20 protein-coding genes and 1 pseudogene are annotated in these 23,393 nt (G+C 71.9%); 12 read left to right on the top strand and 9 right to left on the bottom strand.

Features of this window, described 5'->3' with window-relative positions:
* The first annotated feature begins 42 nt into the window (after nt 1–42).
* Nucleotides 43–795 (top strand): CoA pyrophosphatase, encoded by a 753-nt coding sequence (locus ABZ851_RS00715; protein ID WP_361120189.1) that lies wholly within the window; start codon nt 43–45, stop codon nt 793–795.
* 13 nt (nt 796–808) lie between these two features.
* The gene (locus ABZ851_RS00710) at nt 809–2,008 is read left to right on the top strand and encodes a MarP family serine protease (protein WP_336047794.1); all 1,200 of its coding nucleotides are present in this window, start codon (nt 809–811) and stop codon (nt 2,006–2,008) included.
* 198 nt (nt 2,009–2,206) lie between these two features.
* Here ABZ851_RS00710 and ABZ851_RS00705 read toward each other — a convergent pair whose 3' ends face one another.
* The 7 genes from ABZ851_RS00705 to ABZ851_RS00675 form a co-directional block, all read right to left on the bottom strand.
* Nucleotides 2,207–2,404 (bottom strand): hypothetical protein, encoded by a 198-nt coding sequence (locus tag ABZ851_RS00705; protein ID WP_088799112.1) that lies wholly within the window; start codon nt 2,402–2,404, stop codon nt 2,207–2,209.
* 316 nt (nt 2,405–2,720) lie between these two features.
* Complete coding sequence (locus tag ABZ851_RS00700; protein ID WP_336047795.1) at nt 2,721–3,659, bottom strand: alpha/beta hydrolase; 939 nt, start codon at nt 3,657–3,659, stop codon at nt 2,721–2,723.
* The gene (locus tag ABZ851_RS00695) at nt 3,656–4,114 is read right to left on the bottom strand and encodes a phage holin family protein (protein WP_336047797.1); all 459 of its coding nucleotides are present in this window, start codon (nt 4,112–4,114) and stop codon (nt 3,656–3,658) included. Before ABZ851_RS00695 ends, ABZ851_RS00700 begins: the two co-directional genes overlap by 4 nt.
* Before the next feature lie 44 nt (nt 4,115–4,158).
* Nucleotides 4,159–5,511 carry a Na+/H+ antiporter NhaA gene (gene nhaA / locus ABZ851_RS00690; RefSeq protein ID WP_361121735.1) on the bottom strand — a complete coding sequence of 451 codons (1,353 nt, stop codon included), beginning with the start codon at nt 5,509–5,511 and terminating at the stop codon, nt 4,159–4,161.
* Between the two features lie 339 nt (nt 5,512–5,850).
* Nucleotides 5,851–7,818 (bottom strand): acetate--CoA ligase, encoded by a 1,968-nt coding sequence (gene acs / locus ABZ851_RS00685; protein ID WP_361120184.1) that lies wholly within the window; start codon nt 7,816–7,818, stop codon nt 5,851–5,853.
* A gap of 148 nt (nt 7,819–7,966) precedes the next feature.
* On the bottom strand, nt 7,967–10,303 hold the full coding sequence (locus ABZ851_RS00680; protein ID WP_361120181.1) for a SulP family inorganic anion transporter: 2,337 nt from the start codon (nt 10,301–10,303) through the stop codon (nt 7,967–7,969).
* 369 nt (nt 10,304–10,672) lie between these two features.
* A complete protein-coding gene (locus ABZ851_RS00675) occupies nt 10,673–11,659 on the bottom strand; it encodes an ATP-binding protein (RefSeq protein WP_361120178.1) in 987 nt (328 codons plus the stop codon).
* Between the two features lie 101 nt (nt 11,660–11,760).
* On the opposite strand from ABZ851_RS00675, the gene ABZ851_RS00670 reads away from it, so the two are divergent.
* Nucleotides 11,761–12,660 carry an oxidoreductase gene (locus ABZ851_RS00670; protein ID WP_361120175.1) on the top strand — a complete coding sequence of 300 codons (900 nt, stop codon included), beginning with the start codon at nt 11,761–11,763 and terminating at the stop codon, nt 12,658–12,660.
* Between the two features lie 366 nt (nt 12,661–13,026).
* On the opposite strand, the gene ABZ851_RS00665 is transcribed toward ABZ851_RS00670, so the two are convergent.
* The gene (locus tag ABZ851_RS00665) at nt 13,027–13,935 is read right to left on the bottom strand and encodes an HAD-IB family hydrolase (RefSeq protein WP_336047859.1); all 909 of its coding nucleotides are present in this window, start codon (nt 13,933–13,935) and stop codon (nt 13,027–13,029) included.
* A 455-nt stretch (nt 13,936–14,390) separates the two neighbouring features.
* Between ABZ851_RS00665 and ssd the strand changes: the two genes are divergently transcribed.
* The 7 genes and pseudogenes from ssd to ABZ851_RS00630 all read left to right on the top strand — a co-directional run.
* Nucleotides 14,391–15,677 carry a septum site-determining protein Ssd gene (gene ssd, locus ABZ851_RS00660; RefSeq protein WP_361120171.1) on the top strand — a complete coding sequence of 429 codons (1,287 nt, stop codon included), beginning with the start codon at nt 14,391–14,393 and terminating at the stop codon, nt 15,675–15,677.
* Nucleotides 15,674–16,840, top strand: a complete 1,167-nt coding sequence (locus ABZ851_RS00655) for a TadA family conjugal transfer-associated ATPase (protein WP_361120168.1) — start codon at nt 15,674–15,676, stop codon at nt 16,838–16,840. The genes ssd and ABZ851_RS00655 overlap by 4 nt, the downstream gene beginning before the upstream one ends.
* Nucleotides 16,837–17,757 (top strand): type II secretion system F family protein, encoded by a 921-nt coding sequence (locus ABZ851_RS00650; RefSeq protein ID WP_361120165.1) that lies wholly within the window; start codon nt 16,837–16,839, stop codon nt 17,755–17,757. Before ABZ851_RS00655 ends, ABZ851_RS00650 begins: the two co-directional genes overlap by 4 nt.
* 13 nt (nt 17,758–17,770) lie before the next feature.
* Nucleotides 17,771–18,613, top strand: a complete 843-nt coding sequence (locus tag ABZ851_RS00645) for a type II secretion system F family protein (RefSeq protein WP_361120162.1) — start codon at nt 17,771–17,773, stop codon at nt 18,611–18,613.
* A gap of 122 nt (nt 18,614–18,735) precedes the next feature.
* Nucleotides 18,736–18,942, top strand: a complete 207-nt coding sequence (locus tag ABZ851_RS00640) for a DUF4244 domain-containing protein (RefSeq protein ID WP_361120159.1) — start codon at nt 18,736–18,738, stop codon at nt 18,940–18,942.
* 166 nt (nt 18,943–19,108) lie between these two features.
* Nucleotides 19,109–19,432, top strand: a complete 324-nt coding sequence (locus ABZ851_RS00635; RefSeq protein WP_361120156.1) for a TadE family type IV pilus minor pilin — start codon at nt 19,109–19,111, stop codon at nt 19,430–19,432.
* 31 nt (nt 19,433–19,463) lie between these two features.
* Nucleotides 19,464–19,679, top strand: a pseudogene (locus tag ABZ851_RS00630) (Rv3654c family TadE-like protein); the annotation flags it as partial.
* A gap of 117 nt (nt 19,680–19,796) precedes the next feature.
* On the opposite strand, the gene ABZ851_RS00625 reads toward ABZ851_RS00630, so the two are convergent.
* Complete coding sequence (locus tag ABZ851_RS00625) at nt 19,797–22,160, bottom strand: DEAD/DEAH box helicase (protein ID WP_361120153.1); 2,364 nt, start codon at nt 22,158–22,160, stop codon at nt 19,797–19,799.
* A 162-nt stretch (nt 22,161–22,322) separates the two neighbouring features.
* On the opposite strand from ABZ851_RS00625, the gene bldG reads away from it, so the two are divergent.
* Together bldG and ABZ851_RS00615 are read left to right on the top strand one after the other, a co-directional pair.
* Nucleotides 22,323–22,664: an anti-sigma factor antagonist BldG gene (bldG, locus tag ABZ851_RS00620; protein WP_004571875.1), complete on the top strand. Its 342-nt coding sequence runs from the start codon at nt 22,323–22,325 to the stop codon at nt 22,662–22,664.
* 111 nt (nt 22,665–22,775) lie between these two features.
* Nucleotides 22,776–23,219 carry an ATP-binding protein gene (locus ABZ851_RS00615; RefSeq protein WP_336047815.1) on the top strand — a complete coding sequence of 148 codons (444 nt, stop codon included), beginning with the start codon at nt 22,776–22,778 and terminating at the stop codon, nt 23,217–23,219.
* Nucleotides 23,220–23,393: the final 174 nt, after the last annotated feature.

Genomic DNA, 23,393 nt, shown 5'->3' with positions numbered 1-23,393 from the left:
CAGAGGTGACCGACGATCGACGCCAGGCCTGAGGGGGCGCGTATGAGGAGCGCACGGGAGCAGCGGTACGGCGAGGAGGCGGACGCCCGCGCGGCGACGGCAGGCGCGGGCGCCAAGGTGGCGTCCGGCCGGGACGCCACGGTCACCGCCGAGGGCCTGCCCGAGTGGCTGGCCCCGGTGGCCCGCGCGGCCGCCACGATCGAGCCGCGCCAGCTCAGCCGCTTCCTGCCGCCCAAGAGCGGAGGCCGGCAGTCCGCCGTGCTCATCCTCTTCGGCCACGGCGCCCGCGGCCCCGAGCTGCTTCTCATGGAGCGCGCCGGGACCCTGCGCTCGCATGCCGGCCAGCCCTCCTTCCCCGGTGGCGCCCTCGACCCGGAGGACGGCGACCCCGACGGCCCCGGCCCCGTGCGGGCGGCGCTGCGCGAGGCCCAGGAGGAGACCGGCCTCGACCCGTCCGGTGTGCAGGTCTTCGGCGTGCTGCCGCGGCTCTACATCCCCGTCAGCGGCTTCGTGGTGACGCCGGTCCTGGGGTGGTGGCGCCGGCCGAGCCCGGTCGGCGCGGTCGACCAGGCGGAGACCGCCCGGGTCTTCACGGTCCCCGTGGCGGATCTCACGGACCCGGCCCATCGGGTGACAACCCGCCATCCCAGTGGCCACACGGGAGCCGCGTTCCTTGTCGAGAATGCCCTGGTCTGGGGTTTTACGGCCGGAGTGATCGACCGGATCCTGCACTACGCCGGCTGGGAGATTCCGTGGGACCGTGACAAGGCGGTCCCACTGGACTGGCGCTCATGAGACGGTGGCCGGCGTGAACGTCCTGGACATCTTGCTGCTGGTCGCGGCCGTGTGGTTCGCGATCATCGGCTATCGGCAAGGCTTTGTCGTCGGCATCCTGTCCGTGATCGGCTTCCTCGGAGGCGGTCTGATCGCGGTCTATCTGCTGCCCGTGATCTGGAACGAGATCACCGGAGATGCGACACCCGGCAGCTTCGCGGCCATCGCGGCGGTTGCCATCGTGATCGTGTGCGCATCCGTGGGCCAGGCGCTCACCACCCACTGGGGCAACAAACTGCGCCGCTACATCACCTGGTCACCGGCGAGAGCCTTGGACGCGACCGGCGGCGCGCTGGTCAACGTCCTGGCGATGCTGCTGGTCGCCTGGCTGATCGGCTCGGCGCTGGCCGGTACGTCCCTGCCGACGCTCGGCAAGGAGGTCCGCAACTCCAAGGTGCTGCTCGGTGTGTCCCGGGTGATGCCCCAGCAGGCCGGCACCTGGTTCGCGGACTTCTCCTCGGTCCTCGCGCAGAACGGCTTCCCGCAGGTCTTCACGCCGTTCTCCAACGAGCCGATCCACAACGTGCCGGCGCCCGACCCCCGGCTGGCCTCCAGCCCGGTGGCGGCGCAGGCCAGGCAGAGCATCGTCAAGGTCGTCGGCACGGCCCCCGGCTGCGGCAAGGTCCTCGAAGGCAGCGGCTTCGTCTTCGGCCGGCACCGCGTCATGACCAACGCCCATGTGGTCGGCGGTGTGCGCGAGCCGACCGTCCAGGTGGGCGGCGAGGGCCGTACGTACGACGCCAAGGTCGTGATCTACGACTGGCGGCGCGATATCGCGGTCCTGGAAGTGCCCTCCCTGGAGGCACCGGCGCTGCAGTTCGCCAACGGGGACGCGAACAGCGGCAACAACGCCATCGTCGCCGGCTTCCCGGAGAACGGCGGCTACGACGTCCGCGCCGCCCGTATCCGCGGCCGCATCCAGGCCAACGGCCCGGACATCTACCACCGCGGCACGGTCGGCCGCGATGTCTACTCCCTCTTCGCCACGGTCCGGCAGGGCAACTCCGGCGGCCCGCTGCTCACCCCGCAGGGCAAGGTCTACGGCGTCGTCTTCGCGAAGTCGCTGGACGACTCGCACACCGGCTATGCGCTGACCGCCGACGAGGTCCGCCAGGACGTCCTCAAGGGACGTACGGCCCGGCAGCAGGTCGACAGCCAGGGCTGCGCCATCTAGCGAGCCGACAGCCGGGGCGGCGCCATCCGGTCGGCACTCGGGGAGGCACCCTTTGGGGGTGCCTCCCCGAGACGCATGCAGACGGTGTCCGTAAGGCCCTCACGGGTGCCCGGCGCATGTGCGCGGCGCCCGGTCAGGTGTGCCCCGGCGGTCGGCACGGCCGATGGAGGTACGCCGTGGATTCAGGTACGCCGTGGTTCAGGTACGGGGATGGCGTAGCCGCGCGCTCATCCAGCGCGCTCTGCGGCGCAGGATGCGCGGGATGCCCATGGGGTGCGCCGGGTCGGGGGATTGGCCGGACCCGAGGTCCGGGGTCCCCCTGTCCTGAGTACCCACTACAGCGGCACTGCTGCGGCGGTTGCGTGCCACGTCACGGTAGTCGTGCGTCCAGCCCATACTCTCGACTCTGCCCGTGGCTCAAGGTCCGTAACCGCCTCGGGGGCCGCCAATTGGCCTATGCGCCAGGCAAGTGGCTGTTCGCCATACGCACGTTCGAGCTTCGGATGGGTGAGCCCCGCCGAGCGGTGCGCGCCGCCCGCTCAGCGGGGTACGGGCCCATGACGGCACGGGGCGCACGCCGACGCCCACGGGACGCCCACGGCAGGCTTCCGCGGCCGGTACGCCTGGCAGGCGGGCACTGCAGGCGCGCACGGGCCGCAACGGTCGGACCCGGGGCTCCTGTTGCCGCGGGCCCGCTCCCGCGCGCGCCCGTTCAGCGATCCGGTTCCGGGTCCTTGAGCCAGTTGATCAGCTCCGTGGAGAACGCCACCGGGTCCTCCTCGTGCGGGAAGTGGCCCAGGCCGTCGAACAGCCGCCAGCGGTACGGCGCCTCGACGTACTGGCCGGAGCCGGCCGCGCTGCGGGTGCGCATCACGGGGTCGAGCGAGCCGTGCAGGTGCAGGGTGGGGACCCGTACGGGCATCTTCATCCGGCGGTTGAACTGGAGTCCGTCGGGGCGCGCCATCGACCGCACCATCCAGCGGTACGGCTCGATCGAGCAGTGCGCCGTCGACGGGATGCTCATCGCGCGCTGGTAGACCGCGATCGCCTCGTCCTCCGGCTGCCGGGGTCCGGACCAGTCGCGGATCATCCGGCCCACCAGCGCCGCACCGTCCGCCGTCAGCGCGCGTTCGGGCAGCCAGGGCCGCTGGAAGTTCCAGATGTGCGAACTCCGGGCGCTCTGCCGGACGTCGGCGAGCATCGCCGAGCGCCAGCGCCGCGGATGCGGCATCGAGGACACGGCCAGCCGGCGCACCAGCTTGGGCCGCATCACCGCCGCCGTCCAGGCGAGGTAGCCGCCCAGGTCGTGCCCCACGAGCGCGGCGTCCGGCTCGCCCAGGGACCGTATGACGCCCGTGACGTCCAGGGCGAGGTTCGCCGGGTCGTAGCCGCGGGGGGTGCGGTCGCTGCCGCCGACGCCCCGCAGGTCCATCGCCACCGCGCGGAAGCCCGCGTCGGCCAGAGCGGTGAGCTGGTGCCGCCAGGTCCACCAGAACTGCGGAAAGCCGTGCAGCAGCAGCACCAGCGGGCCTTCGCCCAGCTCCGCGATGTGGAAACGGGCGCCGTTGGCCGCGACGTCGCGGTGCGACACCTCTTTCCCGCCGGGGATGCCGAGCCGTACGACCGAGGCGGTGCTGTCAGGGGCTGTCATACCGATGAGCGTGTCACAGACTCCAGCGCCGGGTGTTCCACCGGGGCCAGGCGCGGGTGCGGCTTGGCCTTCTGGAGCACGGCCGCGGTCTCCTTGGCCGAGCTGATGGACCTCTCCGGCTTCTTGATCTTCTTCATCTTGGCCATCGCGATGAGGGCCAGCAGGCCGGCGAGGACCAGGAAGGCGCCGCCGACGATCAGGAAGGACCAGGCGAGCCCGAGTCCGAGGTTGTGGATGCCGTAGGCCGCGGCGAAGCTCAGTACCGGCAGCGCGAACAGCGCCAGCGCGCCCGCGACCATGAACGCGGCACTGCCGATGCCCGCCCGCTTGGCGTCCTGGCGGAACTCCGCCTTGGCCAGCGCGATCTCGTCGTGCACCAGCGCGGACATCTCTGCCGTGGCCGTGGCCACCAGCTGTCCGAGGCTGCGGTCCGTGCTGTCGTCGACTGCGCTCATCGCCGTCTCCCTCTTTTCTTCACCCGGATGCAAAGCCTCTCAGATCATGCCGGACCATCGTCTCCGGCATGCCTGCCGGAGGCCACTTCGGCAAGCCGCCGGTGTTCCGCGGCCTTGGCTTCGTGGATTGCCGCCATCCGCAGGTGGTACTCCGGGTTGTCGCGTTCGTAGACGTCGGGGATGCCGTCCTGGTCCTCGTCCCGCTCCTCTTCCTCGCACAGTTTCTTGTACTTGGTGTTACGGAGCTTGAGGAGGATGCCGGCGAAGACGGCCGCCAGCAGCGAGCCGATCAGCACCGATGCCTTGATCTCGTCGGTCAGTACCGGGTTCTGGGAGAACGCGAGTTCGCCGATGAGCAGCGAGACGGTGAAGCCGATGCCGGCCAGGGAGGCGAGGGCGAAGACGTCCGGCCACTTGAGGTCGGGGTTGAGTGTGGCCTTGGTGAAGCGGGCGGTGAGCCAGGTGCCGCCGAATATGCCGAGCGTCTTGCCCACCACCAGGCCGAGCACCACGCCCAGCGTCTCCGGCCGGGTGAAGACGTCGTGGACCGCGCCGCCGGATATGGAGACGCCCGCGGAGAAGAGGGCGAACAGCGGCACCGCCAGGCCGGCCGAGAGCGGGCGGACCAGATGCTCGATGTGCTCGCCCGGGGACTGCGTCTCGCCGTCGCGCCGGGTACAGCGCAGCATCAGGCCCATGGCGACGCCGGCGATGGTGGCGTGCACCCCGCTGTTCTCCATCAGGCCCCAGATGACCACGGCGAGCGGGACGTGGACGTACCAGCCCCGGACGCCCTTGCGCAGCAGCACGTAGAAGAGCACCAGACCGGCGACGGCCAGGCCGAGCGCCAGGAAATTGATCGTCGAGGTGAAGAAGACCGCGATGATCAGGATGGCGAAGAGGTCGTCGACGACGGCGAGGGTGAGCAGGAAGGCGCGCAGTGCGGCGGGCAGGGACGTGCCGATGACGGCGAGTACGGCGAGGGCGAAGGCGATATCGGTGGCGGTGGGGACCGCCCAGCCCTGCAGTGAGCCGCCGCCGATGCTGTTGACGGCGAAGTAGACCAGCGCCGGCACCGCCATGCCGCAGAGCGCGGCGATCACGGGCAGGGCGGCGGCCTTCGGATCGCGCAGTTCGCCGGCCACCAGCTCACGCTTGAGCTCGATGCCGGCGACGAAGAAGAAGACCGCGAGCAGTCCGTTGGCGGCCCAGTGCTGAACGGACAGGTCCAGGCCCAGCGTGGCCGGTCCCAGGTGGAAGCCGCGGACCGCCTCATAGCTCCCACCGAGGGTGTTTGCCCAGATCAGGGCCGCTACGGCGGCGGCGAGCAGAAGGACGCCGCCGACGGTTTCGGCGCGCAGCGCGTCCGCGACGAAGTTCCGCTCGGGCAGCGGCATCCGCCCCAGGAAGAGGGAGCGGCGGTGGGTGGGGGTGCTCACGCGGTGACCTCCGGGCCTCTCGGTAGCTGCGTACGGCTGTTGCAGTTGCCGACCAGACTTCCCGGCGCACCCTGAGTTCCTTGACGCGTCATTGACGCGGTTCCCACTGTACCGGGGAGGGGCAAGCGGCTATCCGGTGGCCTCACTTTACGGGCATTTCGGACCTAGGGCCGCTGGAGCGGGGCGGGCTGCCGGGACGGGTAACCGGGGTGGGCGGACTGGAGGGGCTGGAGTGCCGGAGACGGCGGAGGGGCACCCGGCCGCGTCGGCCGGGTCCCCTTCCGCGATCCGTCCCGCTCAGTCCTCGGAGGGCGCGCTCGGCAGCTTCGCCTGGATCAGGTCCATGACCGAGGAATCGGTGAGGGTCGTGACATCGCCGAGGTCACGGTTCTCGGCCACATCGCGCAGCAGCCTCCGCATGATCTTGCCGGAGCGCGTCTTGGGCAGCTCCGCGACCGGCAGGATCCGCCGGGGCTTGGCGATCGGGCCGAGCTGCTGGGCGACATGGGCGCGCAGCTCCTCGACCAGGCCCTCGTCCTCGGCGGTGGCGCCGCCGCGCAGGATGACGAAGGCGCAGATGGCCTGGGTGGTCTGCGGGTCGGCGGCGCCGACGACCGCGGCCTCGGCCACCTTCGGGTGCGAGACCAGCGCCGACTCGACCTCGGTGGTGGAGATGTTGTGGCCGGACACCAGCATCACGTCGTCCACCCGGCCGAGCAGCCAGATGTCGCCGTCGTCGTCCTTCTTGGCGCCGTCGCCGGCGAAGTACTTGCCCTCGAAGCGCGACCAGTACGTGTCGAGATAGCGCTGGTCGTCGCCCCAGATCGTGCGGAGCATGGACGGCCAGGGCTCGGTCAGCACGAGGTAGCCGCCCGCGCCGTCGGGAACCTCGCGGGCCTCGTCGTCCACCACGGTCGCGGCGATACCGGGCAGCGCCACCTGGGCCGAGCCGGGCTTGGTGGCCGTGACGCCCGGCAGCGGGCTGAGCATCATCGCGCCGGTCTCGGTCTGCCACCAGGTGTCGACGATCGGCGTCGCATCGGCCCCGATGTGCTTGCGGTACCACATCCAGGCCTCGGGGTTGATCGGTTCGCCCACCGACCCGAGGACCCGCAGCGATGAGAGGTCGAACTTCGCCGGGATGTCGTCGCCCCACTTCATGCAGGCGCGGATCGCGGTCGGCGCGGTGTAGAGGATCGTCACGCCGTACTTCTGCACGATCTCCCACCAGCGGCCCTGGTGCGGGGTGTCCGGCGTGCCTTCGTAGAGCACCTGGGTCGCGCCGTTGGAGAGCGGGCCGTAGGTGATGTACGAGTGGCCGGTCACCCAGCCGACATCGGCGGTGCACCAGAAGACGTCGGTCTCCGGCTTGAGGTCGAAGACCGCGTGGTGGGTGTACGAGACCTGGGTGAGGTAGCCGCCGGTGGTGTGCAGGATGCCCTTGGGCTTACCCGTCGTGCCGGAGGTGTAGAGGATGAACAGCGGGTGCTCGGCCTCGAAGGCCTCGGGCGTGTGCCGGTCGCTCTGGCGCTCGACGATCTCGTGCCACCACACGTCCCGGCCCTCGTGCCAGGCGACGTCCTCCTGGCCGGTGCGGCGGACGACCAGGACGCTGCGGACGTTCTCCGTGCCGGGCTTGGTCAGTGCCTCGTCGACGGCGGGCTTGAGGGCGGACGGCTTGCCGCGGCGGTAGCCGCCGTCGGCGGTGATCACCACCCGGGCGTCCGCGTCGTTGATGCGGGTGGCCAGCGCGTCCGCGGAGAAGCCGCCGAAGACGACGGAGTGCGGGGCGCCCAGGCGCGCGCAGGCCAGCATGGCGATGACCGCTTCCGGGATCATCGGCAGGTAGACGGCGACGCGGTCGCCGCTGCGCACGCCCAGCTCGGTCAGTGCGTTGGCGGCCTTGGAGACCTCGCGCTGCAGCTCGGCGTAGGTGATCGCGCGGGTGTCCCCCGGCTCGCCCTCGAAGTGGATGGCGACCCGGTCGCCCAGGCCGTTCTCCACATGACGGTCCACGCAGTTGTACGCGACGTTGAGCTTGCCGTCGGCGAACCACTTCGCGAAGGGCGCGTTGGACCAGTCGAGGGTCTGGGTGGGAGCGGTCTCCCAGGACAGGCGTTCGGCCTGCTCGGCCCAGAAGCCCAGCCGGTCCGCCGCGGCCTGTTCGTACGCGGCGGCCGTGACGTTGGCGTTCGCGGCCAGATCGGCGGGCGGCGTAAACCGCCGCTCCTCCTTGAGCAGGTTGGCCAGGCTTTCGTTGCTCACAACTTCTCCCATTCCCAGGGCGTCCGATGTGTCCCCAGGTCATAGCTCATCAGCCCGCGCCTGGCCCTGACAAGGTCTGTGGAAAAATATTGGTGTAGACCTGTTGGTTCGGCGCTGTTTCAAGGGTGTTGTGAGGCCGCCGCGCAGGTCAGACCGTTACCGGTGCCGGTTCGCCGCGGACCGGGCTGAACCGCCCGGTCGCCTCGTCGAGCACGTAGGTCTGGGCCTCGCCGACATGGAAATACATGCCGTGCAGCGTGAGCGTGCCCTCGGCCACCCGGCGGGCCACGCAGGCGTGCTCCCTGAGGTGGTCGAGCTGCTGCATGACGTTGACGAGCGCCAGTCGCTCGTGGTCGTCGTTCACCGGCCGTCCGCTCAGCGAGACTTCGCCCCGTCCCAGCCGTCCGATGCGCTCCATACGGGCCAGGCTGGGCCGGCCGTGCCGCAGCCAGCGGGTGAGGGAGGTCGGCTCGGCTTCTTCCGGTGCGGCGGCGCCCAGGAGCGCCCCCATGGCACCGCACCCCGAATGGCCGCACACCGTGATCGAACCGACCCGCAGTACCTCGACGGCGTACTCGATCGCCGCTCCCACGGAGTCGCAGGAGGCATCCGAGCCGGGCGGCGGCATCAGGTTGCCGACGTTGCGGACGGTGAACAGATCACCCGGTCCGCTCGATGTGATCATGCTCGTGACCAGCCGGGAGTCCGCACAGGTCAGAAACAGCTGACGGGGTCGCTGGCCCTCGCGCGCCAGCCGGGCCAGCTCCTCGCGCACGAGCGGAGCCGTATGGCGCTGGAACGCGCTGACCCCGCCCAGCAGTTGGCTGCCGCTGCTCTCCGGGGCCGCAGCCGGGTCCGCGGCGGGCCGGGTGCAGTGATGGTTGCGCCACGGGGTCCACGGACGGCAGGAGTGCGCACTGGCCGGCTCGGCGATCGGCCGGCCCGAACGGCCGCCGAGGGTCACCCAGCCGCCGTGCGCCCGATGGGCGCTGGACCAGGACTGCAGTGCCTCGTAGGCGGCGTGGTCCATGAACGAGCCGCCCAGCTCGACGACGACATCGGTGTGCGCCGGCACCTGCCCCAGCGCCCGGGTCAGCCGTGGCACCGCCAGAAAAGTCAACTGCCCGCTGACGCGCACCCGGTAGCCGTCGGCCTCCGCCGTCACGGTGATACGGGTGTGCGTCAGCCGCCGCAGTGCCAGGAAGAGCGCGACCGCGATGCCCGTCACCACGCCCTGGAGCACACCGAGCAGCACGACGCCGCCCAGCGTGGCGGCGTACACCGGGAATTCGCGGTGCCGCTGGACGTGCCGGATGTGCGCGAAGCTCACCATCCGCACGCCGACGACCATCACCAGCGCGGCGAGCGCGGCCAGCGGGATCATCTCCAGCGCCCCGGCCAGCAGGCCCGCGCACACCAGCACCCAGACGCCGTGCAGCACGGTGGCGCGACGGGTGGCCGCACCGGCCCGCACATTGGCCGAGCCGCGCATCGCGCCTCCGGACACCGGCAACCCGCCCAGCAGCCCGGAGAGGGCATTGGCCACGCCCTGCCCGGCCAGCTCGCGGTTGAGCCGCGTCCGCCCCGTGGGAGCGCCCGGCCGTTCGGCCGCCAGCCGGTCCACGGCCACCGCCGACAGCAGTGACTCCATACTGGCGACGAGGGTGACGGTCAGCACCGCGGCGGCGAGGGCCGGCAGGGACGCGTCCGGCAGCGCGGGCTGCTCGGGCAGTTGCCAGGACGGCAGCTCCACGCGCGAGACCGACGCCCCCGCACTGACGGCCGTCGCGGCGAGCACGGCGGCCAAGGGGGCGGGGAGGACGCGCGCCCACCGCCCGGCGCGGCCCGGCAGCCGTCCCCAGCCGATGAGGATGCCGACGGTGACGGCGCCGATCAGCAGCGCGGTGGTGTGCGGATGCGCCAACTGGCCGGGCAGCGCGGTCGCGTTGTCGAGCGCCGACCCGTCGGGGCTGCCGCCGAGCACCACATGCAGCTGCCCGAGAGCGATGGTGACCCCGATACCGGCCAGCATGCCGTGCACGATCGCCGGGCTGACGGCCAGCGTCGCCCGTGCCACGCGCAGCGCGCCCAGGACGAGTTGGGTGAGGCCGGCCAGGACCGTGATGGCGCAGGTGGCGCGCCAGCCGTAGCGCTGGACCAGGTCGGCGGTGACCACTAGGAGGCCGGTTGCCGCGCCGCTCACCTGGAGCGGGGCGCCGCCCAGCAGGCCGGCGACGATGCCGCCGACGACCGCGGCGACCAGTCCGGCCTGGAGCGGGGCGCCGGTGGCCAGGGCGATGCCCAGCGACAGGGGGACGGCGAGCAGGAAGACGACGGCCGAGGCGGAGAGGTCCCCTCGGAAAGCGGCCCGGCGGGCCTTCTTGGTGTGAGGGTCGGCCCCGGGGGGCGCAGGGAGCCCGGGAGGGATTTCGGTGGGGTGCGAGGTGCGCGGCGGCTGCGGCGGTGACTTCTCGATCTGCGGCATTCCCGTCTCCTCCGGGGCGACGCGGTCGCGCGGGGCGCGATCGTGGGGCGGCGGTGTACTGCGGCGGGACGTGAGCCGGCCGGCGGTCGTCGCTGTGGGGCGATGGTCCGGCGACTCTCAAGCATCGGTAAATGAACCGTAATGACAGGTAAAGGAAAGGAGAGGATTTTACCGGCATACGCCCTCATTCACCCCTCTATCGGGTGAATCCGAGGGTTTCTGGCTTGCTCTTTCCCTGCCTTCTTCTTCGCGCAGGGAGTGGGTGCGCAGTTATTCCGGTGCCTCACCCGGAAGGTGCGCACCGGCGCCGGGAGCGGGAAAGGAGTCGTCCGAAACGACCCCTTTCCGCCCCGGGCGCCCGTCTGCGGGTCAGGCAGGCTGTGCGGCGGCCGTTCCCTCGAAGAGCACGAAGGACGGGTCGACCTGGGCCGCGAGGTCGACGCCGGTCTTCGCATTGCCCCAGCTCTCCGCGTTCTTCAGATGGAAGTGCACCATCTGGCGTGTGTAGCGCTCCCAGTCCCGGCGCCCGTAAGCGGCGTCGGCCGTGCGGTGCAGCGTCTGCAGGGCGTGGCGGTTGTCCTCCTCCAGGCGGCTGAAGGGGGCCGGGCGGCCCTTCTCCATGGCCCGCACCCAGTCGGAGTGGCCGACGGTCACCAGCAGGTCGTCGCCCACCTCCTCGCGCAGGAACGCCAGGTCCTCGGGGCCTTGCACCTTGTTGCCCACCACCCTCAGGGGGACGCCGAAGTCCCGGGCGTACTCCTTGTACTGGCGGTACACGGCGATGCCCTTACGGGTCGGCTCGGCGACCAGGAAGGTCATGTCGAAGCGGGTGAACATCCCGGACGCGAAGGAATCGGAGCCGGCCGTCATATCGACGACGACATACTCCTCGCGGCCGTCCACGAGGTGGTTCAGGCACAGCTCCACCGCGCCGACCTTGGAGTGATAGCAGGCCACGCCCAGGTCGGACTCGGTGAACGGCCCCGTCGCCATCAGCCGCACGGCGGACTCATCGAGCCGCACCGTCCTGGCGCAGGCCTGGTAGACGGGGTTGTCCTCGCCGACCCGCAGCAGCCGTGACCCCTCGCCGGGCGGGGTGGTCTTGATCATTGATTCGGCGGACGGGATCCGCGGGTTGCTGCCGCGCAAGTAATCCTTGATCAGCGGAAGGTGGGCGCCCATCGCGGGAAGCGCCGCGCCCTCCGTCTCGTCGAGGCCGAGGGCGGCGCCCAGGTGCTGGTTGATGTCCGCGTCCACGGCGATCACGGGGAGCCGGGCCGCGGCGAGATGCCGGATGAACAGGGAGGACAGGGTGGTTTTGCCACTGCCGCCCTTGCCTACGAAAGCGATCTTCATGTTCACCAAGGGTAAGTGCGATATCGCTCTGAGTGAGAGATCCGCGTGAGGAAGACCACTCCTTCGAGGGGTCGGGTCCGGTGGTGCGTAGGGTCGTACCCATGGCTGGAAACACCCGGGGGACGTCCCCCGCACCCCCGAAAGCGAGCGACGACCCGCTCGCGACCCTGGCCTCGCTCCCGGGGGTCGCCGACTCCGTGGACTCCGTGCGCAAGGGCGTCGACCGGGTATACGGGCACCGGATCATGCGACGCCGCAGCAATGAGGTGACATCCGAGGCGGCGCTGCGCGGAGCGCGCGGTTCCGCGGCCCTTTCGGGGGCCGACTGGGCGCTCGAAGAGGTACGGCGGCGCACCGACTTCGGGGTCGAGGGCGAACCGCGGACGGTCGGCGCGGCCCTGCGGCTGACGGCCGAGGCCGGACAGCTGCTCAGTGTGTGGCGGCAGTCGCCGCTGCGGGTGCTGGCACGGCTCCATCTGGTGGCGGCATCGGGCGGGCGGAGTTCCGACGGTGCCGACGGGGCGCGAGAGCCGGTCGGGACGGCGGACGAGACGGTGGGGCGGCCCCGTTTGGCCGCCGAGCCGGTGGACGAACCGCTCATCGAGCTGCCGCTGCCGGATGCCGACGAGGTCGCCGGACGGCTGGACGGGCTGTCGCGGCTGCTGCTCACCGGCACCGAGGCCCCGGCCCTGGTGACCGCGGCGGTGGTACACGGCGAATTGCTCGCCCTGCGGCCGTTCGCCACCTGTAACGGGCTGGTCGCGCGGGCCGCGGAGCGGATCGTGCTGATCGGCAGCGGGCTGGACCCGAAGTCGATCTGCCCGGCCGAGGTCGGGCACGCCGAACTGGGACGCGCCGCCTATGTCGCGGCCCTGGAAGGCTATGTGTCCGGCACCCCGGAGGGCGTCGCGGCGTGGATCGCGCACTGCGGACGCGCGGTGGAACTGGGCGTACGGGAGAGCACCGCAGTCTGTGAGGCGCTGCAGCGCGGCGCGGCATAAGGGGAACCGGGGCGAAAGCTCCGTGTGATGTTCAACAATTCCGGAAGCATTGCTTCATTCGCCCCTGAACAGGGTTGCGGCGGTACCAATGGGTGGTACCGCCGCTGGCATGTCCGCCTAGTTACCATGCGTGCTCACATATATGCCCATCAGGTCGGAATCTTCGTCCGGTTACCTGGTGCGGCTGGCCCGTAATCGACGGGTCGGCGTCGCGTGGGTGCTCGGCATTCATGCATCGGTCCGTGGGCCACTTCCTGCGTTAAAGGTGTTCCTCTCGGATGTCCTTGGTCTCGCGGGCCGTTAAGTCCTTTGTACTCCACGGGCCGGACAAGCGGAACCCCCACCTGCAGATCTTTACGTTTGGCTTCAAACGCGGGCATTGCGGGCGGTGCGACCGGTCCGGCCGACAATGCCGAGCCGTGGTTTTGTGGATTTCCGCCGGCTCGTGTACCAGACCAGCGTCGCGGTGGCCATGGCCGCACCCACCGCCGCCATGGCGGCGAGCGCCGGCCGGGAGGGCATCGTCAGGGCCGGGAGCCGCTGCTTGAGCGGGACCGGGCGAGTGAAGGAGAGAACCGGCCAACCGCGCGCGATCGCCTCACGGCGCAGTGCCCGGTCCGGGTTGACCGCGTACGGATGACCGACCGCCGAGAGCATCGGTACATCGGTCGCCGAATCGCTGTACGCATAGCAGCGCTCGAGGTCGTAGCCCTCGGATGCGGCGAGTTCCCTCACGGCCTCCGCCTTGGTCGGGCCGTAGGCGTAATACTCCACCTCGCCGGTGAAGCGGCCGTCCTCGCCGACGACCATACGGGTGGCCACCACCCGGTCCGCGCCCAGGAGTTCACCGATCGGTTCGACGACTTCGGCGCCGGAAGTGGAGACGATCACGACATCCCGCCCGGCGGCGTGATGTTCCTCGATGAGCGAGGCCGCCTCGTCGTAAATGATGGGGTCGATCAGATCGTGCAGCGTCTCGGCGACGATCTCCCGCACCTGCGCGACGTCCCAGCCGCGGCACAGTGAGGAGAGGTATTCCCGCATACGCTCCATCTGATCGTGGTCGGCGCCGCCCGCCAGGAACACGAACTGGGCGTACGCAGTGCGCAGTACGGCCCGCCGATTGATCAGGCCGCCTTGGTAGAAGGACTTGCTGAAGGTCAGCGTGCTCGACTTTGCAATGACGGTCTTGTCCAAGTCGAAGAACGCGGCAGTACGGGGAGTCGAGTGAGGCACGGAGTGGTTTTCCACGGGGCGAGCATAGGCGCCCACCATTCGGCGTAAGGTGTGGCGCGTGGGTTTGCCTGAGAAGGCTCTCGGGTACACCATGGAAGTCACGGATCGTTCGCGACCGTGCTAACCCGGTCCGGCTCCTCCCCCCCCGAGTCGGCCGTGGGGACGACCCCCGCTCTCCCCCCCGGCGGGGGTCGTCGCATGTCCGGACGCATTTTCCGTGGCCGGACGCCGACCCGCTCCAGCCCTTGCCCGTGGGCCGTCGGCATCCTCGGCGCAAGCGTTCCATTACACCCTGTAGTCAGCGTGCTGCTCCGGGGGGAGTCCCGTGAGTCCCAGAAGTGGCCGTTCGTCGCTGGAATAGGTGACGGGGATATTCACAGCCCTGGAGTTGTCCACAATTTCAGCTCAAGATCCACAAGATTTTCCCGATCGCTGCATCGTAAAAGTCGCGAGTTCGCGGATGTGCGAGTTGCGTAGCGACAGGGGGACGGAACGTGGCCGAAACCACGCCATCGAAAGGATCGGTCCGGACCGGCGAAGAGCGGGGCGGACCTTTGATCATCACCGAGGACGAAAGGCTCCTCGACGATCTTCTGCGGCTGTGTGCCGCAGCCGGTGCGCTGCCCGAAGTGGCACATGGCCTCCCGGCCCGCCGAGCGGACTGGGAAGCGCCGCCCCTGGTGATCGTCGGCGGTGACTGCGCGCCCCGGCTGCTCGGCTGCGCACGGCGCGCGGGGGTCATCCTCACGGGCGGCGATGCGGACGACCCGGATCTCTGGCGCCAAGCCGTCGCCCTCGGGGCCGAGCGCGTCCTCGCCCTCCCCGACGGCGAGCGCTGGCTGGCCGACCGGATCGCCGACGCGGTCGAAGGCGTCGGGCCCCCGGCCCTGACGGTCGGAGTCATCGGCGGCTGCGGCGGCGCCGGAGCCAGCACCCTGGCCGGCGCGCTGGCCGTCACCGCGGCCCGGACGGGGCGGCGCACCCTGCTCGTCGACGGAGACCCCCTGGGCGGCGGGCTGGACGTCCTGCTCGGCGGGGAGAAGGAAAAGGGCCTGCGCTGGCCCGCCTTCGCCGAATCGCGCGGCCGGGTGGCCTGCGGCGCGCTGGCGGAGTCGCTGCCGCGGCTGCATGCCTTACGGGTCCTCAGCTGGGACCGGGGAGGCGATGTCATCATCCCGCCCCCGGCCATGCGCGCGGTCATGGCCGCGGCCCGGCGGCGTGGCGGCGTCGTGGTGGTGGACCTGCCGCGCAGGGTCGACGAGGCGGCCGCGGAAGCCCTCGCGCAGGTGGACATGGGCCTGCTGCTCATCCCTACGGAACTGCGCGCGGTAGCGGCGGCCCAACGGGTGGTGTCGGGGGTGCAGAAGGTACTCGGCGATCTGCGGGTGGTGGCGCGCGGGACTCCCGGACGCCATGGGCACGGACTGCCGCCGGACGAGATCGCCCGCCTCATGGAGCTGCCACTCGCCGGTGAAGTGGCCTGGGAGGCAAGCCTGGTGGCGGATCTGGCGCGTGGTGTGCCACCGGGGGCGCAGGTGCGCGGACCGCTGGCGCGATTCTGCGCGGGGTTCTGGGGGCGCGTGGCGGAGAGCGGCAGCGAAGGCGGCGGGGCGGGAGCCGCCGGGCCGCCGGGTGTCCGGCCCGGCAGCGGTCCGGGGCCGGAGCCGGAGCCGGGCGGTGGCCAGGGGGCCGGGGCGGGGTCGAGGCCAGGTGCGGTGTCGTGGCCGGTCGCCGAGCCCATGCGGTCCCGTGCAGTCGGCCAGGACGGGGGATGGTCATGAGCCAGGGCCAGGGCTTGCTGGAGGTGGTGCGCAGACGGCTCGCCGAGGCCGGGGCGGAGCCCACGCCCGCCCGGGTAGCGGTGGCGCTGCGCGAGCAGGGGCGGCTGCTCGGGGATGCCGAAGTGCTGGGCGTGGTGGCCGCGTTGCGGTCCGAAATGGTGGGCAGCGGGCCGCTGGAACCCTTGCTGGCCGCGCCCGATGTCACGGACGTCCTGGTCACCGCGCCGGACGAGGTGTGGGTGGACCGCGGCAGTGGGCTGGAGCGTACCGGCGTGCGTTTCCGGGACGCGGCAGAGGTGCGCAGGCTCGCCCAGCGGCTGGCGGCGGTGGCCGGGCGGCGGCTGGACGATGCCCGGCCATGGGTGGACGCCCGGCTGCCGGACGGCACCCGGCTGCATGCGGTGCTGCCCCCGGTGGCGGTCGGCGGGACCTGTCTGTCGTTACGGGTGCTGCGGCCGCGGGCCTTCTCCCTTGCGGAACTGGTGGCGGCCGGCACGGTGCCGCCGGGCGGCGACCGGCTGCTCGCGGCCATGCTGGCGGCCCGGCTGTCCTTTCTCATCAGCGGCGGTACGGGATCGGGAAAGACCACATTGCTCAGCACGCTGCTCGGGCTGGTCGGCCCGGCCGAGCGGATCGTCCTGGCCGAGGACTCGGCGGAGCTGCGGCCGGACCACCCCCATGTGGTGCGGCTGGAGAGCCGGCCGGCCAACCAGGAAGGCGTCGGGCGGGTGACGCTGCGCGACCTCGTACGGCAGGCACTGCGGATGCGTCCGGACCGGCTGGTGGTGGGGGAGGTGCGCGGCGCCGAGGTCACGGACCTGCTGGCGGCGCTCAATACGGGCCACGAGGGCGGCTGCGGCACGGTCCATGCCAATGCGGCATGCGACGTCCCCGCGCGCCTGGAGGCCCTTGGTTCGGCGGCGGGCCTGGATCGCGCCGCGCTCCACAGCCAGCTGGCCGCCGCACTCTCCGTCGTCCTGCATCTGGTGCGCGATCGGACCGGCCGCCGCCGGATCGCCGAACTCCATGTCCTGGAGCGGGACCGCGACGGATTCGTGGTGACCGTACCGGCTGCCGTCTGGGGCCCCGACGGCTTCCAGGAGGCGCGGGGATGGGGGCGGTTGCTGCGGCTGTGTGAGCGGAGCGAGGGCGGAGTCCGATGAGCGCGGTCGGTAGGACGCCGGTGGCCGCGGTGCTCTGCGTGGTGGGCGCGGGCCGGCTGGTCAGCGGACGTCGGGGCGACGTACGGCAGCGGGCCCGGGCGCTGTTCGGGGGCGTCGGAGAGGCGGATCCGGAAGCGGGGTGGCGGGCCTGGCTGCGGGGTGAGGGGGCGCGGAAGTGGTGTGCGGGGCGGTTGGCCGAGGGGGAAGCGGGACGGCGCTGGAGCTTCGGCCGCTGGGGGGATTGCGGGCGGGAAATCTGGTGCCTGCCGGCGGGGCTGGTGGCGGCGGTGACGGGCAGATCGGTCCTCCCGGTACTCGCCTCCGTGGTCGCCTTCTTCCTTGTCCGCCGGTGGCTGACCGCCCGCGGAGCGGCGCACGCAGGGGAGGGGCGCTCTGCCGCGGTGATCGGGCTGTGTGCGGCGGTGGCGGGCGAGCTGCGGGCCGGACGGCAGCCCGCCCAGGCCCTGCTGGCCGCGGGTGCCCCGGGGCTCGGTGCGGCCGGCTCGGCGGTGATGGCGGCCGCGCGGTACGGCGGGGACGTGCCCCGGGAGCTGCGGGCGGCGGCCCGGCTGCCGGGGGCCGGGGGACTGGCCGGGATGGCCGCGTGCTGGCAGGTGGCGGTGGAGGGCGGCGCAGGACTGGCCTCGGGTCTGGAGCGGATCGCGGCAGGACTCAGAGCCCAGAGGGATCAACGCGACGACCTGCGGGCGCAGTTGGCGGGCCCGCGGGCCACCGCTCTGATGCTCGCACTGCTGCCGGCGGCCGGGCTCCTGATGGGCAGCGCACTCGGCGCCGACCCGCTGCGGGTGCTGCTGCACACCCCGGCCGGGTGGGGCTGCCTGGCGGTCGGCGGGCTCCTGGAGTGGTGCGGAGTGGCCTGGACGGCCCGGATCGTCGCTGCCGCGGAAGACGCGTAGGGAGGGGGTCGGAGTGAGCGTGGAAGTTGTCCACAGGGTGGGGATGACGGTTGCCGTGATGGCGGTGGTGCTGTGCGCCGTGGCCCTGGTGCGGGAGGCGCGCCGTGGGCGTGCCGTACGGATGCGGGTCTCGGAGATGTGGCCCGCCGGACCCGGCCGGTACGGCGGGCCCGGCGCCCCGCACAAGCAGTTCGCCCGGCTCCGGCTCCGGAGCCGAACGTCGAGCACGGAGGACGGCACGCCGCGAACCGGCCTGCTGAAGCAGTGGGCCGGGCCTCTCGGAGCGGCCGCATTCGTGGTCATTCTCATCGGTGGCGTCACGGGCGCCCTCGCGGGACTCGCCGTGGGATATGGGGCGCATCGCAGGCTGGCGCGGCAACGGGACGCGGACGCGGCCCGGTCGGCGGACGCGGAGGTACGGGCGGAGCTGGCACCGGCCGGCGACCTGCTGGCCGCCTGCCTCGCGGCGGGAGCCGGGCCGCGGGAGTCGGCCGAGGCGGTGGGCAGGTCGCTCGACGGGCCGGTTGCCGAGCGGCTGCGCCAGGTGGCGGCGGAACTGCGCCTGGGCGGTGAACCCGCGGTCGTATGGCCTCGGCTGGCGGCTCTTCCCGGCGCTGAAGGGCTGGCGCGCTGTATGGAGCGCGCCGGGATATCCGGGGTGCCGGCCGTCGAGTCGGCCTCCCGGGTCGCCGCCGAACTCCGTGCGGAGCAGGCCCGAGCGGCGACCGCACGGGCCCGGCGGGCCGGGGTGCTGGTCACTCTGCCGCTGTCGGCGTGCTTCCTGCCCGCGTTTTTGGCACTCGGAGTCGCGCCGGTGCTGATCGGGCTGGCCGGCGGCCTCCTGGGGCGTAACTGAGTGGCGGGAGAGACGAGTTCGAGACCCGGCGGGAAGAGCGGGAAGGGCACACGCCCGAGGCCGCACATCACAAGCCACGTATCAAAGGCCATTCATGCAGAGGCCGTGCAAAGGGGGATGGAATGTTTCGGTGGGGAAGTTTTCGACGGTGGTGGGCGGAGCTGCGTGCGCTCGGGGCCGACGACCGGGGGATGACCACGGCGGAGTACGCCGTGGGGACGCTTGCGGCGTGCGCCCTGGCGGCGGTGCTCTACAAGGTGGTGACGAGCGGGCCGGTGAAGGCGCTGCTCCAGTCGGTGCTGGAGCGGGCGATCAATGTCCAGTTCTGACAGCCGGTATCCGTGCCTCCGGGCCCCGTGCCTCCGGGCCCCGTGCCTCCGGGCCCCGTGCCCCAAGGCCCCGTGCCCCAGGGCCTCGTGCCCCAAGGCCCCGTGCCACCGAGGTCCGGGTCCCACGGCCGGGGGCGTCCCGCGCGGCGCTCGTGACGCCGGGTTCGTGACGGCGGAGACCGCCGTGGTCCTGCCCGTGCTGGTGGCGGTGGTGGCCGCGCTCATCTGGGGGCTGATGGCGGTCTGCGCCCGTATCGAGTGCGTGGATGCCGCGCGGGCCGGGGCACGGGCCGCTGCGCGGTCGGAACCGCGGGCGGCGGTGCTCTCGGCGGCGCGGGGCGCGGCTCCTAGGGGCGCGCGGGTCGCGCTGGCACGGGAGGGCGACCTGGTGCGCGTACGGGTCGAGGCCGAGCTGCCCGGCGTGGGTCAACTCACCGTGCAGGTCGGAGGGGAGGCGGTGGCTCTTGCGGAGGAGACGGTGCGGCGATGAGGGCTCGGCGACGGTCTGGACGGTCTTCGCGGTGGCGGCGCTCTGCGCGGTCTTCGTGGCGCTGATCGGAATGGGCCAGGCGGTCACGGCGCGGCACCGAGCGGGCGGGGCCGCGGACCTGGCGGCGCTGGCCGCCGCGGACCACGCCCGGCAGGGGCTCGCCGAGGCCTGCGCCGCGGCCCACCGGGTGGCGGCCGCGCAGCACACCCGCCTGGTGCGCTGTGCGCTGGCCGGGCCGGTCGCCGACGTCTGTGCCGAGGCGGGCAGCAGTCCGTTCACCTCCCGGGTACGGGCCCGGGCCGGCCCGCCGGGGCGCAGCGATCCGGCGCGGGCCCGAGCCGGAGCCGCTGCCCGCGCCCGCCCGCTAGGCCTGCTCCGGCACACCCCGCAACAGCTCGCCCAGCAACCGGATGGCTCCCCGCTTGTGGAGCGGGTCGTTACCGTTGCCGCACTTCGGGGACTGGATGCAGGAAGGGCAGCCGGCCTCGCATTCGCAGGCGGCGATGGCGTCACGGGTGGCGGTGAGCCAGTCGGCGGCCGTGTGGAAGGCGCGCTCGGCGAATCCGGCGCCGCCCGGATGGCCGTCGTAGACGAAAACGGTCGGCAGCAGGGTGTCCGGGTGAAGCGGCACGGAGACGCCGCCGATGTCCCAGCGGTCACAGGTGGCGAAGAGCGGCAGCATGCCGATGGAGGCGTGTTCAGCGGCGTGCAGCGCGCCGCCCAGCTGCTCGGGATTGACGCGGGCGGCGTCGAGCTGGTCCTCGGTGACCGTCCACCACACCGCACGGGTGCGCAGCGTACGGGGCGGCAGATCGAGCTTGGTCTCGCCCAGGACCTCGCCGGTGATCAGTTTGCGGCGCAGGAAGGAGACGACCTGATTGGTGACCTCCACGGATCCGAAGCACAGCCGGCCGTCCCCCCACGGGATCTCGGTGTCGGTCTCGAGGACGGCGATGGCGGTGGTGTCGCGGGCGGTCGTGGAATAGGGCGGGTGTGCCTCTTCGACGAGCGCCACGCTGTCGGCCAGGTCGAGGTGCCGGACGAGATAGGTACGGCCCTGGTGAAGGTGGACCGCGCCGTCGTGGACGGCGGTGTGCGCGGCGGCGGCGTCCACGGTGCCCAGCAGCCGTCCGGTGCCCTCCTCCACGACCTGCACCGGCGAGCCGCCCTGGCCGCGGATGTCGGTGAGATCGGCGGCCCGCTCGCGGCGCGTCCAGTGCCAGGCCCTGGCTCGCCGGCGCAGCAGGTTCGCGGCCTCCAGCTGCGGCATCAGTCCGGCGGCCGCGGGCCCGAAGAGCGCGAAGTCGGCTTCGGTGAGCGGGAGTTCGGACGCGGCCGCGCACAGATGCGGGGCGAGCACGTACGGGTTGTCGGGGTCGAGGACGGTGGACTCCACGGGCTGGTCGAACAGCGCCTCGGGGTGGTGCACGAGGTAGGTGTCCAGCGGGTCGTCGCGGGCCACGAGCACGGCGAGGGCGCCCTGCCCGGAGCGGCCCGCCCGGCCCGCCTGCTGCCACAGCGACGCCCGGGTGCCCGGATAGCCGGCGATGACCACGGCATCCAGCCCGGAGACGTCCACGCCCAGTTCGAGCGCGGTGGTGGCGGCCAGACCGAGGAGATCGCCGTTGTGCAGCGCGCGTTCCAGGGCACGGCGCTCCTCGGGCAGATACCCGCCCCGGTACGCGGCGACCCGCCCGGGCAGCGAGCGGTCCACCTCCGCGAGCCGTTCCTGGGCGATCAGGGCGATCAGCTCGGCGCCGCGCCGGGAGCGGACGAAGGCGACGGTGCGTACGCCCTGGACGGCGAGGTCGGTGAGCAGGTCCGCGGTCTCGGCGGTGGCGGTCCGGCGGACCGGGGCGCCCTGCTCGCCATGGAGTTCGGTGAGCGGCGGCTCCCACAGCGCGAAGACCAACTCGCCGCGCGGCGAGGTGTCCTCGGTGATTTCCACCACGGGGAGGCCCGTGAGCCGGGTCGCGGCCTCGGCCGGCTTCGCGGCCGTGGCGGAGGCGAGCAGAAAGACCGGCTCGGAGCCGTACCGCGCGCAGACGCGGCGCAGCCGGCGGATGACCTGCGCGACGTGCGAGCCGAAGACACCGCGGTAGCTGTGGCATTCATCGATGACGACATAGCGCAGCGCGCGCAGGAAGGAGGACCAGCGGGGGTGGGCCGGCAGGATGCCGCGGTGCAGCATGTCGGGGTTGGTCAGGACGTAGTTGCCGTACTGGCGGACCCATTCGCGCTCTTCGACGGGGGTGTCGCCGTCGTAGACCGCGGGCCGCACGGCCGTCCCCAGGGGAGCGGCCAGCTCGCGCACGGCACGCCGCTGATCGGCCGCCAGTGCCTTCGTGGGGGCCAGATACAGGGCCGTGGCGCCCCTTCCGTTCGGCGCCTCGGAGCCGTCCAGGAGCGTGGAGAGGACCGGCGCGAGATAGGCCAGGGACTTCCCCGAGGCGGTGCCGGTGGCGACGACGACCGATTCGCCGCGCAGTGCGTGTTCGGATGTCCGTGCCTGGTGGGCCCAGGGACGATCGATTCCGGCCGAACGGATGGCGTCGATCACTTCCGGCCGGATCTGTTCCGGCCAGTCGGCATGGCTGCCGATGCGCGGGGGCAAGTGCTCCGTATGAGTGATGCGCGCAGCGCGGGTCGCGCCCCGGGCGAGACGTTCGAGAATCATGCCTGGGGAAGGGCGCGCGCCCGCATCCGGCGGGACTGGATTGGAGGCCATCGGCACCGAGTGTGTCACCGGAGTGACGGACAATGCCTAAAGGGCGTCGTGCACGCCTGCCGGTAAGTGATTGAATGCCATCGCGGCTGCCAGATCCGCCCCTACCTTCGGTGGGGAGGCCCCAGGGGGGCGACCGCTCGATAGCAAGGTGCTGGAGGATCCGTGGACCTGTCCCTGTCGACCCGGACCGTTGGCGACCGTACGGTCGTCGAGGTCGGTGGCGAGATTGATGTATACACCGCGCCCAAGCTGCGGGAGCAGCTGGTCGAGCTTGTGAACGACGGAAGCTACCACCTCGTGGTGGACATGGAACGTGTCGACTTCCTCGACTCCACTGGGCTCGGCGTGCTGGTCGGCGGACTCAAGCGGGTGCGTGCCCATGAGGGCTCGCTGCGCCTGGTCTGCAACCAGGAGCGCATTCTCAAAATCTTCCGAATCACCGGACTGACCAAGGTGTTTCCCATTCACACCTCGGTCGACGAAGCCGTCGCAGCCACTGACTGACGGTTTTGCCGGTCCCCCGCGCCACCAGGCGCGGGGGGAGGAAGCAGTGGGGGGTTCCGGACACGGTGTCCGGCCCCCTACGTCGCACGCCCGCAAAACGAGGGGGATGGCATGGCCACCGTCGAACTTCGCTTCAGCGCCCTTCCCGAGCACGTCCGCACCGCGCGTCTGGTCGCGGCTGCCGTGGCACGGCGCGCCGGGGTGGACGAGGCCGTGCTGGACGAGGTGCGGCTAGCCGTCGGTGAGGCCTGCAGCCGAGCCGTGGGGCTGCACGAGAGCCATGACATCGCGGAGCCCGTCCGCGTCCTGCTGATCGAGGACGAGAAGAAGTTCTCGATCGAGGTCGGCGACGGCGTGTCCGGCGACTCCGGTACGGCCGGGACCCGTGGCGGCGGCGCGGCCGAGGGCGCCGCGGAGAGCGACGCCGAGGGCGAGGACGAAATGGGCCTCGCGGTGATCAGCGGGCTCGTCGACGACGTCGAGGTGACCGCCGGCAAGGACGGCGGGCTGATCCGGATGACCTGGCCCACCACGACGGCCGTGGTGGTGCCGTAGCGCCTGGCCCAGCGCCCGGCGAATGCCCTGACCCCGGACTCCGTCCGTAGCCGGTGGGGGCACCCATCGTTGCCTGCTGCCTGCTGCCTGCTGCCTGCTGCCTGCTGCCTGCTGCCTGCTGCCTGCTGCCTGCTGCCTGCTGCCTGCTGCCTGCTGCCTGCTGCCTGCTGCCTG

This window comes from Streptomyces sp. NPDC047049 (genome assembly GCF_040643995.1).
Lineage (GTDB): Bacteria > Actinomycetota > Actinomycetes > Streptomycetales > Streptomycetaceae > Streptomyces > Streptomyces mooreae.
This window is presented reverse-complemented; position numbering and strand designations above follow the sequence as displayed.